The organism is Oxalobacter paraformigenes, assembly GCF_000158475.2.
In the GTDB taxonomy this organism is placed as follows: domain Bacteria; phylum Pseudomonadota; class Gammaproteobacteria; order Burkholderiales; family Burkholderiaceae_D; genus Oxalobacter; species Oxalobacter paraformigenes.
Genome location: NZ_KI392031.1, coordinates 183,801 through 198,245, shown reverse-complemented (window position 1 = coordinate 198,245; position 14,445 = coordinate 183,801). Strand labels below are relative to the sequence as shown.

The window sequence follows — 14,445 nt, the reverse complement described above, 5'->3', positions numbered from 1 at the left end:
AACTTTCAATTAACGGGACAGCAGTCAGCGATAGGGCGCATCCGCCTCTTTCGCTTCCCGGATTTCCCTTTCATAGGTTTTGCCGACGGAAAGCAAGACTTCCTTGCCGAACACGAGATCGCCCTTTTCGTCGGCACTATATTCGAACATCGGTATTTCGACAATGGCGTCAACCGGACAGGCTTCTTCGCACAAACCGCAGAAAATGCATTTGCTCTGGTCGATCTCGTAACGGGTGGTGCGGCGCGAACCGTCTTCACGTTCACCGGTTTCAATCAGAATCGCCTTCGCGGGGCAGACCGCCTCGCACAGTTTACAGCCAATACACCTTTCCTCGCCGTTTTCATCGCGCATCAGGGCATGCATGCCCCGGAAACGCGGAGACAGCGGCGTTTTCTCCTCCGGATAACGGACGGTCGCCTTCCGGCGGAACATGACTTTCATCGTCAGCGCCAGGCCCTGTATCAGTTCAGTCAGGGCAAACGTTCTGAAAAAATGTCTGATCGCGCTCATCGTTCCCTCAATGCCATATATTCAGGGGCGTCTGCATCCAGCAGGCGATGAAAACCAGATAAACCAGCGTGACCGGTATGAATACTTTCCAGCCAAGACGCATCGTGTGGTCGTAGCGGTAACGCGGAAAGGTCGCCCGTACCCAGATAAACAGCAGAACGATAAAAAACGTTTTCGCGCCCAGCCATATCCATCCCGGCACCCAGGCCAGAAACGGCCAACTAACCGGCGCCAGCCATCCGCCCAGAAACATGATCGAAGCCAGTGCGGAAAACAGGATGATATTGGCGTATTCCGCCATGAAAAACATCGCGAACGCCATCCCGGAATATTCCACCATGTGGCCTGCCACAATTTCCGATTCGCCTTCGACCGCGTCGAACGGATGACGGGCCGTTTCGGCAATCGAGCAGACGATATAAATGACGAACAGCGGGAAAAGCGGAATCCAGTTCCAGGACAGGAAAGTCAGACCGTGCGAGGCAAAAAAGCCCTGGCTCTGACTTAAGACGATAGCGGACAGGTTCAGGCTGCCGGATACCAGAAGTACCGTCACCAGCACGAACCCCAGCGGGATCCCGAATGAGATCATCTGTGCCGCCGCCCGGACGGCGCCAAGCAGCGCATACCGTGAATTGGACGCCCAGCCCGCGATAATCACCCCGTAAACGCCGATCGACGTGATCGCCATGATGAACAGCAGACCCGCGTTCACATCGGCCAGCACCATATCCGCCCCGAATGGAACGACCGCCCAGGCCGCCAGCGCCGGGGCAATCGTCAGGACGGGCGCCAGCCAGAAAAGGAACTTGTCGGCCTTTTCCGGAACGATGATTTCTTTCAGAAGCAGTTTGAAGGCATCGGCAATCGGCTGGATCAGGCCGAGTGGCCCGACGCGGTTCGGCCCCAGCCGTGCATGCATCCAGCCGATCACTTTCCGTTCCCACAAGGTCAGGAAAGCGACCAGTCCCAGAATCGGCGCCAGAATGATGCCGATCCGGACCATGATCCAGACGACAGGCCACATCGAGCCGAAAAACAGCTGCCCGTACTGATGAACGAAAGCCAGAATGCCGTCCATCATAGGCGTTCCACCCTGATCCAGCCGTTAACGGGCCCCAGCATGGCGGTCGCTGCATGGCCTGTTGCCAGCCGGACGACCCCTTCCGGCAAGGTATCGTCACGGAACGCGGGCAAAACGGTTTCGCCTTTTTCCTGCATGACCCGCACTTCCTCGCCTGCCCTAAGGCCCAGTTTGTCGAAAAGTCCTGCCGGCAAATGCACAACCGGTTTTCTCGCGGCCTGCGTCTGCTGCAAGGCGGCAGCGCGCCTGACGATAATGTCCGGAAAATACAGCGGCATATCGGCCACACGAACGTATCCGCCGGAGGCAGCCTGTTCGAACCGCGGCGCTTTGCCGCTCACATTGTTCAGGCTGCGGGCGATATCCTGTCCACGCAGCACTTCATCCCGGATGGCTTCCGATGAATCGTATTCGAATCCCGAAAGATCGAGGAAATTGCCCAGCACCCGCAACACTTTCCAGGCCGGTCTTGTTTCCCCCAACGGCGCAACAGCGCCTTCAAAGGACTGCACCCGTCCTTCAAAACTGACATAGGTCCCTGACGTCTCGGAAAACGGCGCGACCGGCAACAGGACATCGGCGTAATCCAGACTCTGTCTGAAGGGCGACAGGGCCACCACCATTTCCGCCTGTTTCAAGGCGGCCAGCATTGCCGGCTGGTTGGCCGATTCCAGTTCGGGTTCCGTATTGAGCAGCAGGAACGCTTTCGTCGAATCCGAAACGATATCGGCAAGCGAAATGCCGAAGCCCGGCTGCGGAAAGGCGTTTGCCAGACAAGCCCCGGTTGCATTCGCGCCTTCCGTCAAGCAGCCCAGTGATGCGCCACAGGCGCGGGCAATCCATTCGGCCGCCCTGTGCAGGAGCGAGGCTTTTTCGTGCTGCAAGGCGAGACTGCCCAGAAATACCGCTTTCCGCTCTCCGCCCAGCATGGAACGGGCAATCGCTTTTGCCGTTTCCGTGACGACGCTTTTTTCAAAACCTTCCGGAACCGGCACACCCTTCATGTGGGCAACGGCGCACACGATTTCTCCAAGCATCGACAACCATGCGGAAGGCGAACCGGCCAGCCGGTTTGCAACCGGCATCAGCCAGTCGTCGTCCAGGGCATGCAGCATGCTGATCTCCGCCCCTGCCGCCGCGGCTTTCCGTAACCGTGCCGCCAAAAGAGGAACATCCTGCCGCAAAAACGATCCGACCACCAGCAGGCGATCCAGTTTTCCGATCTCTTCCACTTTCATGCCCAGCCAGGGCAAAACGCTTCCGTCGAGCGAAAAGTCCGACTGCCGCAGACGGAATTCGATTTTTTCCGATCCCATCTTGCGCATCAGCTTCTGCAACAGGACAAATTCCTCCAGCGTGGCCTGCGGCGAAGCCAGCGCAGCCAGCGACATGGGCCCATGATCCCGGCGTATGCTTTTCAAGCCATGGGCCACATAATTCAGCGCTGTTTCCCAGTCCGTTTCAATCCAGCGGTTGTCCTGCTTGACCATGGGCACGGTCAGCCGCTCCGGACTGTTCAGGGCTTCATAGGAAAAACGGTCGCGGTCGGACAGCCAGCATTCGTTGACCGCGTCATTTTCGAACGGCAAGACCCGCATGACCCTGCCTCGCAACGTCTGAACCTTGAGATTCGACCCCAGACCGTCGTGAGGGCTGACGGCCCGGCGGTTTGCCAGTTCCCAGCCCCGCGCCTTGTAGCGGAACGGTTTTGAGGTCAGCGCCCCGACCGGGCATACGTCGATCATATTGCCGGACAATTCGGAATTGACCCAGCTCTTGGGGAAAGTCGTGACTTCGGAACGGTCGCCGCGGTTGAGCATGCCGAACTCCATCAGGCCCCCGATTTCCTCGCCGAAACGGATACAGCGGGTGCACTGGATACAGCGGCTCATTTCCCTCGTCGAAATCAGCGGCCCGACATTCTTCACCAGAACAATCCGTTTTTCTTCCTGATAGCGTGCGGCATCAGCGCCGTACCGGAACGAATAATCCTGCAACAGGCATTCGCCCCCCTGATCGCAAACGGGACAATCGAGCGGATGATTGATCAGCAGGAATTCCATAACCGCTTTCCGGGCTTCGATCACTTTTTCGCTTTGGGTATGGACAACCATCCCTTCCGTCACCGGCGTGGCGCAGGCCGGCGCCAGTTTCGGCATGTTTTCGACTTCGACCAGGCACATCCGGCAACTGGCCGTAATCGACAGTTTCTTGTGATAGCAGAAATGCGGAACCGGTTTGCCCGAATCGAGCGCAACCTGCAAAAGCGGGCTGCCCGGCTCCGCTTTTATTTTTTCGCCATCGATCTCTATTTCAACCATATCGCCTAAACCTGTCCACCGGATGCGACAGGGCATCGTTTATGTTCAATGTGATATTCGAATTCCTGCCGGAAATGCCGGAGAAACGATCTGACCGGCATGGCTGCCGCATCGCCCAGCGCGCAAATCGTTCTCCCCTGTATATTGGCCGCGACCGTATCGAGCAGATCCAGATCGGCCGGTTTCCCCTGTCCCTTCTCGATCCGTTCGATCAGCTTCACCAGCCAGCCGGTTCCCTCCCGGCATGGCGTACATTGCCCGCAGGATTCGTTCCAGTAAAAGCGGGACAGATTCAGGAGCGACTTCACCATGCAGCGCGTCTCGTCCAGCACGATCACTCCCCCTGTTCCCAGCATCGAACCGGCTTTCGCGATCGAATCATAATCCATGTTCAGTGCCAGCATCGTTTCCGCCGGCAAGACCGGCGAAGACGAGCCTCCCGGAATGACCGCCCTGATTTTGTTGCCTCCCTTTACGCCTCCTGCCAGTTCCAGCAATTCGGGAAACGGAATGCCCAAAGGCACCTCGTAATTGCCGGGACAGACGACATCACCCGACACGGAAAACACCTTGGTTCCGGAACAGCCGTCCCGGCCCAGCCCTGCATACGCTTTTCCGCCCATCGCCATGATAAAAGGAACATAAGCCAGCGTTTCCACATTATTGATCGTGGTCGGCCGCCCATACAGGCCATTGGCAGCGGGAAACGGCGGCTTGAATCGCGGTTGCCCGCGTTTTCCCTCCATCGATTCCAGCAGAGCCGTTTCCTCACCGCAGATATAAGCGCCATAACCGTGGACGGCATGCAATTCGAAATCGAAACCCGAATCCATAATGTTTTTTCCTATCAGGCCGGCTTCCCTTGCCTGCCTGATCGCTTCCCCGAAGCGTTCATAAACCGTCCAGATTTCACCATGGATATAGATATAACCCGCTGTAATGCCCATCGCATACGCCGCAATCAGCATGCCCTCGATCACGGCGTGCGGATTGTAACGGAGAATATCCCTGTCCTTGAACGTTCCCGGTTCGCTCTCGTCGGCATTGCAGATCAGGTAAGTCTGCCCCGCATGATCTTTCGGCATGAACCCCCATTTGACCGCGGTCGGGAACCCTGCCCCGCCCCGTCCCCGCAAACCGGCCGTCCTGACTTCGGCAACGATCTGTCCAGCCGGCATATGGCCGCCGAGGATACGCCCGATCTGTTCGTATCCCCCGCGCGCCCTGTAATCCGCCAGTGTCCAGTTTTCGCCCGTCAGCCCCTTGAACAGCACCGGTTCAGTATGACGGCCATGCAGGCAGGTCATTATTTGAGCTCCTCCAAAAGCCTGTCGATTCTATCCTTCGTCATGCGCATATACATCTTCTTGTTGTTCACCAGAATGACCGGCCCGTCTCCGCAGGCGCCCATGCATTCGCTCTCCACCAGCGTGAACAGGCCGTCCGGCGTCGTCTCGCCAAATCCGATATGCAGCTTTTCCTTCAGGTACTGCGCCGTCACATCGCTTCCGGTCATTTCGCAAGGCAGATTACAACATACGGCAATCTTGTATTTGCCGACCGGACGGGTATTGAACATACTGTAGAAACTCGCGACTTCTTCAATAGCCACAGCCGGGACGCCAAGATAATCGGCGATTTCCCGCATCACTTCCGGAGAAAGCCAGCCCTTTTCATCCTGTGCAATCGTCAGTGCGGCAATCGCGGCCGACCGTTTTTTTGTGGCCGGAAACTTCGCCAGTTCCTTTTCGATTTTCCGGTACGATTCTTCACTCAACAACATGTTTCACCCGTTTCCGCTCCCTAGCGGTCCACTTCACCAAATACAATATCGATACTGCCGATCACCGCAACAGCGTCCGGTATCAGGTGTCCCCTGACCAATTGTTCCAGTCCCTGCAAATGCACGAAAGAAGGCGCGCGTATTTTCATCCGGAACGGTTTGTTGGCGCCATCCGAAACCAGATAAATACCGAATTCTCCCTTGGGCGCTTCCACCGCTGAATAAATTTCACCCACCGGCAAATGAAACCCTTCCGTAAACAGCTTGAAATGATGGATCAGTTCTTCCATCCCCGCTTTCATCTTTTCGCGCGGCGGAGGCGACACCCGATAATCATCCGACTTGACCGGACCGGGATTTTTCCGGAGCCAGTCCACACACTGCCTGATAATCCGGTTCGACTGGCGCAATTCCTCGACACGCACGAGATAGCGGTCATAGCAATCGCCTTCCTTTCCGACCGGTATCGCAAAATCCAGGCGATCGTACACTTCATATGGCTGTTTTTTCCGAAGATCCCACTCAACCCCTGAACCGCGCAACATGGGGCCGGTAAAACCGGACGCCAGCGCCTCTTCCGGAGAAATGACGCCAACCCCGACCAGCCGCTGTTTCCAGATGCGATTGCCGGTCAGCAGGGTTTCATATTCATCGACGCACGTCGGAAAGCGGTCGGTAAAGTTCTCGATGAAATCCAGCAGGGAACCCTGACGATTGGCATTCAGGGTCTTAACCCGCTTGTCGCTCTGGAAACGCGTTTTTTTGAATTGCGGCATCGCATCCGGCAAATCGCGACTGACGCCGCCCGGCCGGTAATAGGCGGCATGCATCCGGGCCCCGCTCGCCGCCTCATAACAGTCCATCAGATCTTCACGTTCGCGGAAAGCGTACAGGAAAACGGCCATGGCCCCCATATCCAGCGCCTGAGCCCCCAGCCACAGCAGGTGGCTCATGATTCGGGTGATTTCGTCGAACATGACCCGGATATACTGCGCCCGGACCGGGACTTCCAGTCCCAGCATTTTCTCGATCGCCATGACATAGGCATGTTCGCTGCACATCATCGACACATAATCGAGCCTGTCCATATAGGGCAATGCCTGAAGGTAAGTCCGCTGTTCGGCCAGTTTTTCCGTCGCGCGATGCAACATGCCGATATGGGGATCGGCCCGGACAATCGTTTCCCCGTCCAGTTCCAGAATCAGGCGTAGCACGCCATGCGCCGAAGGGTGCTGCGGGCCGAAATTGACAGTGTAATTGCGGATCTCGGCCATTACTTTCCGCCCTCCCTGCCGTCGCGGATCACGCGCGGCGTGATTTCGCGCGGTTCAATCGTAACAGGCTGATACACCACCCGTTTCTGCTTCTCGTCATACCGCATTTCCACATATCCCTGAACCGGAAAATCCTTCCGGAACGGATAGCCGACAAAACCGTAATCGGTCAGGATGCGGCGCAAATCGGGATGCCCCTTGAAAAGAATGCCGTACAGATCGAAGGCCTCACGCTCGAACCAGTTGGCCGCTGGCCATATCGCCATGATCGAAGGCACTTCAGGCATAGCGTCGTCATCCGCAAAAACCCGGACTCTCAGCCTGCAATTGAATGCCAGCGACAGCAAATGCACCACCACTGCAAAACGCTTGCCTTTCAGCCCCTTTTCCTCGTTGCCGTATCCGGCATAATCCACGCCGCACAAATCGATCAGTTCTTCAAACCGGAATCGGGAATCGTCGCGCAATTGTCCCATAACGTCGGGATAAACAGCCTTATTGACCACGATTGTCACTTCACCGAAAGATTCAATCAGATCCTTTAGCTTCGCGCCGAAAACCGCGCGCAACCTGTCTGCCAGTTCAACCGGATTTCTCTGCATGCCTTTCTCCGTTTTACTGACGTGCGATGGTGGAAGTACGCCGGATTTTTCCCCTCAGCTGCATCAGCGCATACAAAAGAGCTTCGGCAGTCGGCGGGCATCCGGGCACATAAATATCGACCGGAACAATCCTGTCGCATCCCCTGACCACGGAATAGGAATCATGATAATACCCCCCGCCATTGGCGCAGGAACCCATTGACACAACCCATCGCGGTTCAGCCATCTGGTCGTATACCTTGCGCAGGGCCGGGGCCATCTTGTTACAGAGCGTGCCGGCCACGATCATGAGATCAGACTGGCGGGGAGAAGCGCGGAAAAAGGTACCGAACCGGTCCATATCGTAACGGGAGGCGCTGCTGTGCATCATCTCGATAGCGCAACAGGCCAGCCCGAACGAGACCGGCCATACCGACCCGGTACGCAGCCAGTTGATGGCCGTATCCAGCGTCGTTGTGACAAACCCCTTGTTCAGCAAACCGTCAATCGCCACAGATTACTCCCAATTGAGCGCTCCCTTTTTCCATATGTACCAGAAACCGGCCACCAGTTCCGCCAGAAAAATCATGATAGCGACAAAAGCCTGCCAGCCCAGCTCGCGCATCGAAGCCGCCCAGGGAAACAGAAACGCCGTTTCCAGATCGAAAAGGATGAACAGAATCGCAATCAGGTAAAACCGCACGTCGAACTTCATGCGGGCATTTTCAAACGGCGCGAATCCGCATTCATAAGGCGACAGTTTTTCGGAATCGGGCCGGTGAGGGGCGAGAAACCTGCCAAGAAACAGTGAAAAAATACCGAAAAACAGGGCAACCAGAAGAAAAAGCAGAACGGGGAAGTAGTTTTCGAGATTCACGTTCAACGCTTGAATACAGGAAATGTTGAAAGACGGGACAGGCCCACCCATATGGCGCGCATTTCCAAAGACCGGTTCAGCGCTGATTTTTCACTTACAAACAGCAAACCGGAACGATGACTTAAGAAACGTTTGGCAGACATACTAAAACTATATGATACACCAAAACGTGATTTTCCCCAAAAAGAACGTCTCGACTTGCCCGAACAGGTTCATCAATTAGTGTCACTCAATCAAGCCTGACCCGCTTCCTGCCGTTTTTTCATGCGTTCATTATAAAAGCGAAGCCCCGGGAACAAAAATTCACGGTATCGCGTCAACCGGGAACATTCGAAAGGGAATCCGGCCCTTTTTCACCCTATCGCCTTACCGTGTCCAGTAACACATCCTACTGTGGCATTTTTGCGCGTAAAAATTTCAGGTATTCCTGTTTATCCCGCTCCGGCAAACAGCTAAACAGTAAAATAACTTCGGCAAGCCTGTCGTCATCCGCGTAAAAATAAGCCAAAGGAATATTCAAGACCTGCGCAAGCTTTACAGCTGTCGCCTCATCGGGTTCATGGATTCCCTTTTCATAGCGATTGACGCGTGTGCTGGCGACGAATTCATCCATGCCAGCTTCGATTCCGAGCCGTCTCTGAGAAATTCCGGCTTTTTCTCGCGCTTCTTTCAAACGCAAAGAAAAAACCGAACGATATGTTTTGGAAGAATTAGACATCGCAGCTCTTTCAATAGCTACGATGATCTTAATTTTTGCTTGCCCAAGATACTACGTTTATCGTAACATTTTAGGTTTTGATCAAGAAATATCCTGATCGTTCTCAACAATACAAGCCTTTATTTACCGAGTTGGCTGTCAGATACCATGCGTAATCGCTTTCCAGAGAAATTCTTGCCTTGCGGAAAATTATTGGCATGTGTTGTTTTTTCAGGTATTTCTCTAATCGCTTTCGCTGACACTTATACGGATGCGGAAATCGCTTACCGAAACGGGCAATATTCCAAAGCTTTCCATTTTTTCCAACTCGCGGCAAAAGAAGGCAACAAAGACGCTCTGTACAATCTCGGCCACATGCATTTGCAAGGCAAAGGAACACAGCAAAACCTGACGGAAGCCCGAAATTGTTTTTTACAGGCGGCGCAAAAAGCAGACCCGGGCGCCCAGTACCAGCTGGGCAATTTGTACTATTATGGATACGGCATCCCAAAAGACTGCCAAACGGCATACAAGTGGTATATGAAAGCGGCCGGACAACACTATACGCCTGCACTGTACGCGCTGGGCACGCTTCATGAGGAAGGCTGTGGCGTTTCAAAAAATCCTTACAAGGCAACAATGCGGTTCCGGCAAGCGGCCGAACGAGGAGACGCACGCGCGCAGTATCAGATCGGATACCGCTATTTCACCGGATATGGAAGCCGGCGGGACCGTGACAAGGCTTATGAATGGCTTGCCAGGGCAGCTGAACAAAATAACCAGACTGCACTGGACTTTCTGGAAAAATATTTCCGTACAAGACAAAACGGCAAGGAAACCTACCCGGTCAATGATAGCTGACTGTTGCGAAAGCGGCTGCTGAACCATCCATCCAAATTACAGGCTCATGAAACAGCGCCCGAACATGCATCCCAATCTGTTCTTGCGGAAAACAGAGTACATATAAGCACATCGCGCCAAACAAAGAAACGGTGTGAACACCTGGTTTACGAATTATAATTTTATCGCGCCGCTTTGAACGTGATTCCGGTGCAGCGGCAAGCCCCTACAGTTTCGTTGATGTGGTTTTCTGGCAGATCGCCATGCAGGCAACCGTAAACGCATACAAGGATTTACGACTTCTACCAAAACCGTTTTTTTCTTCGGGGTTGGCGTTATCAATTTGTTTGCAAGTCAGAGGAACGTTGATTTTTGCCATTGTGCCGCCTGTTGGGTAATGCGAAAGCGGGTATATTCAACCTCCATCCAAATACATACCTGAAACAGCCGGATTGTATAGAACGTCACCATGCCGCATAAAACAAAAAACCCGCATAAAGGTTTTACACGGGTTTATAGACTGTATAAGACTGCTTTGAACTAGCTGTTGGTGCGACGGCGAGCATTGAACTACCTATAAAATCATATGCTTACAAATTATCATTTCCAACTTATACCCAAATCTATACCCATTATTGTTCGCTACCCCAAAAAATCACCTCTTGGTTTTCAAGTTTCTTCCAGTTCTCCTCAAAAATGAGGAGAATGCCGAAACTGACGCTCTTCTCTTTGAACCGGCTTACTTTCGAACCAATTGAACATATCCTTACAGCCTCTTTCCTTTGCTTCAAACAGGAGAAATCGTCTGTCCTAAATTGGGCTGAGTGATGAAGGCACATCAATATAAAAACCTTAACGAATATTAGGTGCTCGCAAGAGAAGTACGCCATTTTCAGGCATGTGTATTTTAATACAGGTGGATTTCCCTCAATTTTTTCTGCTATGGCGCAAGCGTATTGTTTCATACGCCTGTTGTTCAAGTGCTCTATTCCACTGCCTTAGCGTTTTCTGCATGGCTTTATATTCTGTTTCGCATGCTTCAATGTTATGGCCCTTGCGTTTCAATTGGGCGATCAGTTTCCCAAGGGGCGAAACAAAGTAAGGATGGGCCAGCATACTTCCTGTCAGACAGATTTCTCCGCCACTGGTGAAATATTCCTGGTGCAGCATTTCCATTGGGTAGTTGTATTGCAGTGATGATTTTGGTTTCATTTTGATATCCTTTGATTATGAAACCACCTTTTGTGCGGGCGGTCGGGCGCACTCTCGGCGCAAATGAAGCCGCGTATAGCTTTCCCCTTGGGGGTATTGTATGGCTATGCTCTACCCCGACCATAAACAGGTAGAACCGGCACGATGAAACGTACAGGCATAAAAAAACCGCAGACTAACGGGGCGTAAAAACCGCATTTGCTTAAGAGAGGCTTGCAGTTTGTGTTATCCCTCTGAAATTGTCAATATACTGGTTTATCTGCTTCAAACTGAAAAACCATGAAATACCTTATTGCTATTGATCCAGGAACTGACGATACCGCTTTCGGTGTGGTTGTTCCTGATCTTCCGGGCTGTTTTTCCGCTGGCGACACGGTGGAAGAAGCGATCGACAATGCACACGAAGCCGCCAAATTGTGGCTGGAAACAGTTATTGACGACGGCGGAACAGTTCCCTCCGCTTCTCCCTTTTCTGCTTTACAGATAAAAGACGATTACAAAGGCTGGATATGGGCTGTGATCAACGTTGATCTTTCTGATTATCCAACAAAACAGAGCGCCTATTGAAAGAACGTTCACACGATGACAAAAGGCTTATTCTGCTGACGAAGTACTAGACCCGGCATTATCTTGCCGGGTCTCAGAAGATGCGAAAACCTAACCAAGAATCATCGTCCTGCCATTCTTCGGCAAAATACCTGCGAGAACCACGCACCATCTGGCACTTCACTCTCAAGGACATGCGTTAAGCCGACAATAACCCACCTGCCGTTAGCAATGGTAGAAACGCTTTTTATCTCTACTTCTTTGCCGGTGGCAAGCGACGGATTAAACAGCGTGGTTACGGAAATATCCTGAGATGAAACGGCTGGATATCCCACCATGCCGGTTTGTGGTGAAATGAGAATGACTGGCGCGTTCCTTTCCCTATTCTTCGGAAAAATAACAAGTTCACCATATTCGATGACGTATGAAATTCCCGCCGCTTCAGCGCATTTCTGTATCTGGTCATAGGCTGTTCCGGTAAGATGCTGGTCAGTCAGTTTGACGTTGACGCCATCATTGACAAACGCAAGACCGATATCCTTGGCAATCCCGGCAAGGATAGATGCTACATCCACCGCTCCTTTGTACGATCTGGAAGGATAAGACTTCATGGCATCAAAATAGGACGCCAGACAATGCACATTCAGTGAGACATCGGGGAAAGCCGCATAATCAGCATAACTGCGAACGATATTGCCATGATATACGGTTGACATAATGCCGCCCTCATCTCCGGCTTCAAGAACGACAGAATTGTTTCGGACTTCATGGGCGCCGTACCCTGTTGCAACAAGCTGATTCATGAGAGATTGTTTCAGACCGTATATCCTGATCTGGCATTCGGCTTGTATTGCGGCGTTGTAATATTCGGTTCGCGTCGCTACGCGCAAACCGGATATTTTGATAGCTGGCCCTGGCTTCTCGCCCGTCTCACCCTCACCCATACGGAAAGTCACATCAATTTTTCTTTTGACGAATCCAGTAATCACCTGATCCCCCTGTTCGCCTGATTGCTGATTGAATAGTTCGGGAAACTGTTTTTCAGTTCCTTGACAATGGCCTTGGGATCTGCAGAACCAGTACGGATGGTAATAGGGCCAAGATGCGGACTGTAATTATTGATAGTCGTCGTGTTCTGTGCAGTCAGAGCGGTTGGCGAAATACCACTTATCGGGTTATAGAGTTCCTTCCCGAATTCGCGGGCAACTTGCCGGGCATAATCAATCCTTACATTATTACGCGCTTTTTTCGGGTTTGGCCGTTCATATTCATCACTGTGGGTTACTGCAGAACCATCTACTGTAGTTTGCTGCCTTATCAAATCAGCCGCCCTTTTCTCGGTGGTTCGAAGTTCGTGGATTTTGAAGGCAACTTGTTCAACAAAAGCACTTCCGATGATGCTGCGCCCGAAATATTTTTCGAATTCCTTTTGTCGCGGGTCTTCCCATTGAGCTATACCGTAAGCGCCTCCCAATCCTCTTCGGGCTGGATCAAGCGTATCATTTTCACCAAGCAGACTTCCAATAATGCCAAATACCTGATTATCGGTAAAACCTTCCTCTTTCAGCCGGTAATACAAGTATTCTTTTCTAGCCTTGACGTTTTTAGGATCGTCCAAATCCTTGCGGCCGATGTTGTCCCTGAAAAGCGCGTTTTCGTTTCCTTCGGTTAAATCCCAACGTTTCAGTTCATAGCCTGCCCCGCTTGTGAGAGCTTTCCATTCTTTCAAAAAGCCGACTACCGATGAAATAGTCAATCCTACCGCCACAAACGCTTCGCCGACCCGTTTGATATCGGCAATCTGCTCATCATATTTCCCGCTTTTGACCGCATTGACGAATGTTTTGAATTGCTCAGTGGCATCTGTGATGAACTGAACGATATCGCCCTGATTTTCATTTACCCATTGTGCCATTTGCTTACAGATGGCTATGATTTCACGGAAGGCAGGATTCAGGGCAAATACAATGCGCTCTCCCGTTTTGCGAAACTCATCTTCAAGGTCGTTAAATTCCTGCCGGAGTTTCTCGGCCGCTGCGGCGTCCTTATTGGTCATGCCGGAGAGTTTTGCCGCATTTTTGAGATACCCGTCAAGCGCGGACGCTCCATCCTTTATCAGGTTGAAAACGTTTTCATCCAGTCCCATTTGCTGCGCATATACTCTTGCCCGGTTCGGATCAATCCGGTTTATCCGTGCAATCACGTCAGATTGTGCTTTAAGGTAGGTTTCAGCATCTTTCAGGGCAGTGACCGGAACCCCATAGGACAACGACCACTTGATGGCTTCCGAAATTCCCATACCGCTGTTATAGCGTGCAATATCGTCCGCATTGCGCTTTATCTGGCCCAATATTCCTTCTTCTGATCCACCAGCCCTTTTATTGGCGTCCTGATAGGCACGCAAACGGGTGGCGGCAATACCGAGATTTTTTGAAAGACGGTCAAGTTCGGCGCTGGATTGAATCGTATCTTCAACAAAATTCTTGATACTTTTCCCGGCGGTAAAAACCGACATGAAGCCCAGGAACTCATTGCGCATTTTCCGGAGAGCATTGTCGAACTGCCTTCCCATATCGGAAAATTCACGCGACGTTTTCTCTGTGGCTTTGCCGATCTGCTTTAGCCCTCTATCGACTTCTTCCAGACCTTTTTTCAGGCTGGACGCTTCCAGGTCTAGCGTAACAACAAGTGAATCAACAACTGTTTGCATGGTTATT

15 protein-coding genes are annotated in these 14,445 nt (G+C 52.3%); 2 read left to right on the top strand and 13 right to left on the bottom strand.

Annotated elements, in window-relative coordinates:
- Positions 1 to 24 precede the first annotated feature (24 nt).
- From nuoI to OFAG_RS04205, 10 genes are all read right to left on the bottom strand, one after another.
- The gene (gene nuoI, locus OFAG_RS04250) at positions 25 to 513 is read right to left on the bottom strand and encodes an NADH-quinone oxidoreductase subunit NuoI (protein ID WP_005877711.1); all 489 of its coding nucleotides are present in this window, start codon (positions 511 to 513) and stop codon (positions 25 to 27) included.
- 7 nt (positions 514 to 520) lie between these two features.
- Complete coding sequence (gene nuoH / locus OFAG_RS04245; RefSeq protein ID WP_005877713.1) at positions 521 to 1,594, bottom strand: NADH-quinone oxidoreductase subunit NuoH; 1,074 nt, start codon at positions 1,592 to 1,594, stop codon at positions 521 to 523.
- On the bottom strand, positions 1,594 to 3,918 hold the full coding sequence (nuoG, locus tag OFAG_RS04240; protein ID WP_005877715.1) for an NADH-quinone oxidoreductase subunit NuoG: 2,325 nt from the start codon (positions 3,916 to 3,918) through the stop codon (positions 1,594 to 1,596). The genes nuoH and nuoG overlap by 1 nt, the downstream gene beginning before the upstream one ends.
- A 5-nt stretch (positions 3,919 to 3,923) precedes the next feature.
- On the bottom strand, positions 3,924 to 5,225 hold the full coding sequence (nuoF, locus tag OFAG_RS04235) for an NADH-quinone oxidoreductase subunit NuoF (RefSeq protein ID WP_005877716.1): 1,302 nt from the start codon (positions 5,223 to 5,225) through the stop codon (positions 3,924 to 3,926).
- A complete protein-coding gene (gene nuoE, locus OFAG_RS04230) occupies positions 5,225 to 5,701 on the bottom strand; it encodes an NADH-quinone oxidoreductase subunit NuoE (protein WP_005877718.1) in 477 nt (158 codons plus the stop codon). The genes nuoF and nuoE overlap by 1 nt, the downstream gene beginning before the upstream one ends.
- Positions 5,702 to 5,721: 20 nt before the next feature.
- Positions 5,722 to 6,975 carry an NADH-quinone oxidoreductase subunit D gene (locus tag OFAG_RS04225; RefSeq protein ID WP_005877720.1) on the bottom strand — a complete coding sequence of 418 codons (1,254 nt, stop codon included), beginning with the start codon at positions 6,973 to 6,975 and terminating at the stop codon, positions 5,722 to 5,724.
- Positions 6,975 to 7,577: an NADH-quinone oxidoreductase subunit C gene (locus OFAG_RS04220; RefSeq protein ID WP_005877723.1), complete on the bottom strand. Its 603-nt coding sequence runs from the start codon at positions 7,575 to 7,577 to the stop codon at positions 6,975 to 6,977. The genes OFAG_RS04225 and OFAG_RS04220 overlap by 1 nt, the downstream gene beginning before the upstream one ends.
- Before the next feature lie 13 nt (positions 7,578 to 7,590).
- Positions 7,591 to 8,070, bottom strand: a complete 480-nt coding sequence (locus OFAG_RS04215; RefSeq protein ID WP_005877725.1) for a NuoB/complex I 20 kDa subunit family protein — start codon at positions 8,068 to 8,070, stop codon at positions 7,591 to 7,593.
- Between the two features lie 3 nt (positions 8,071 to 8,073).
- Positions 8,074 to 8,433: an NADH-quinone oxidoreductase subunit A gene (ndhC, locus tag OFAG_RS04210; protein ID WP_005877727.1), complete on the bottom strand. Its 360-nt coding sequence runs from the start codon at positions 8,431 to 8,433 to the stop codon at positions 8,074 to 8,076.
- Between the two features lie 388 nt (positions 8,434 to 8,821).
- Positions 8,822 to 9,151: a helix-turn-helix domain-containing protein gene (locus OFAG_RS04205; RefSeq protein WP_005877729.1), complete on the bottom strand. Its 330-nt coding sequence runs from the start codon at positions 9,149 to 9,151 to the stop codon at positions 8,822 to 8,824.
- A gap of 192 nt (positions 9,152 to 9,343) precedes the next feature.
- Between OFAG_RS04205 and OFAG_RS04200 the strand changes: the two genes are divergently transcribed.
- Entirely contained in the window at positions 9,344 to 9,991 is a 648-nt protein-coding gene (locus tag OFAG_RS04200; RefSeq protein ID WP_051346997.1) for a tetratricopeptide repeat protein, read from the top strand.
- Between the two features lie 906 nt (positions 9,992 to 10,897).
- On the opposite strand, the gene OFAG_RS04190 is transcribed toward OFAG_RS04200, so the two are convergent.
- Positions 10,898 to 11,182, bottom strand: coding sequence for a hypothetical protein (locus OFAG_RS04190; protein WP_005877733.1), 285 nt, complete (start codon positions 11,180 to 11,182; stop codon positions 10,898 to 10,900).
- Between the two features lie 279 nt (positions 11,183 to 11,461).
- Here OFAG_RS04190 and OFAG_RS04185 point away from each other — a divergent pair, with 279 nt between their 5' ends.
- On the top strand, positions 11,462 to 11,749 hold the full coding sequence (locus OFAG_RS04185; protein ID WP_005877735.1) for a type II toxin-antitoxin system HicB family antitoxin: 288 nt from the start codon (positions 11,462 to 11,464) through the stop codon (positions 11,747 to 11,749).
- 101 nt (positions 11,750 to 11,850) lie between these two features.
- Here the strand turns inward: OFAG_RS04185 and OFAG_RS04180 are convergent, their stop codons facing one another.
- Together OFAG_RS04180 and OFAG_RS04175 are read right to left on the bottom strand one after the other, a co-directional pair.
- Positions 11,851 to 12,717 (bottom strand): baseplate hub protein, encoded by an 867-nt coding sequence (locus tag OFAG_RS04180; RefSeq protein ID WP_005877737.1) that lies wholly within the window; start codon positions 12,715 to 12,717, stop codon positions 11,851 to 11,853.
- Complete coding sequence (locus OFAG_RS04175; RefSeq protein ID WP_005877739.1) at positions 12,714 to 14,438, bottom strand: phage tail tip lysozyme; 1,725 nt, start codon at positions 14,436 to 14,438, stop codon at positions 12,714 to 12,716. The genes OFAG_RS04180 and OFAG_RS04175 overlap by 4 nt, the downstream gene beginning before the upstream one ends.
- Positions 14,439 to 14,445 lie beyond the last annotated feature (7 nt).

Coding starts and splice junctions, on each gene's coding strand:
- OFAG_RS04185 (WP_005877735.1), top strand. CDS start 11,462: ATGAAATACCTTATTGCTATTGATCCAGGAACTGACGATACCGCTTTC.
- nuoE (WP_005877718.1), bottom strand. CDS start 5,701: ATGTTGTTGAGTGAAGAATCGTACCGGAAAATCGAAAAGGAACTGGCG.
- OFAG_RS04225 (WP_005877720.1), bottom strand. CDS start 6,975: ATGGCCGAGATCCGCAATTACACTGTCAATTTCGGCCCGCAGCACCCT.
- OFAG_RS04205 (WP_005877729.1), bottom strand. CDS start 9,151: ATGTCTAATTCTTCCAAAACATATCGTTCGGTTTTTTCTTTGCGTTTG.
- nuoF (WP_005877716.1), bottom strand. CDS start 5,225: ATGACCTGCCTGCATGGCCGTCATACTGAACCGGTGCTGTTCAAGGGG.
- nuoH (WP_005877713.1), bottom strand. CDS start 1,594: ATGGACGGCATTCTGGCTTTCGTTCATCAGTACGGGCAGCTGTTTTTC.
- OFAG_RS04175 (WP_005877739.1), bottom strand. CDS start 14,438: ATGCAAACAGTTGTTGATTCACTTGTTGTTACGCTAGACCTGGAAGCG.
- nuoI (WP_005877711.1), bottom strand. CDS start 513: ATGAGCGCGATCAGACATTTTTTCAGAACGTTTGCCCTGACTGAACTG.
- OFAG_RS04190 (WP_005877733.1), bottom strand. CDS start 11,182: ATGAAACCAAAATCATCACTGCAATACAACTACCCAATGGAAATGCTG.
- nuoG (WP_005877715.1), bottom strand. CDS start 3,918: ATGGTTGAAATAGAGATCGATGGCGAAAAAATAAAAGCGGAGCCGGGC.
- OFAG_RS04220 (WP_005877723.1), bottom strand. CDS start 7,577: ATGCAGAGAAATCCGGTTGAACTGGCAGACAGGTTGCGCGCGGTTTTC.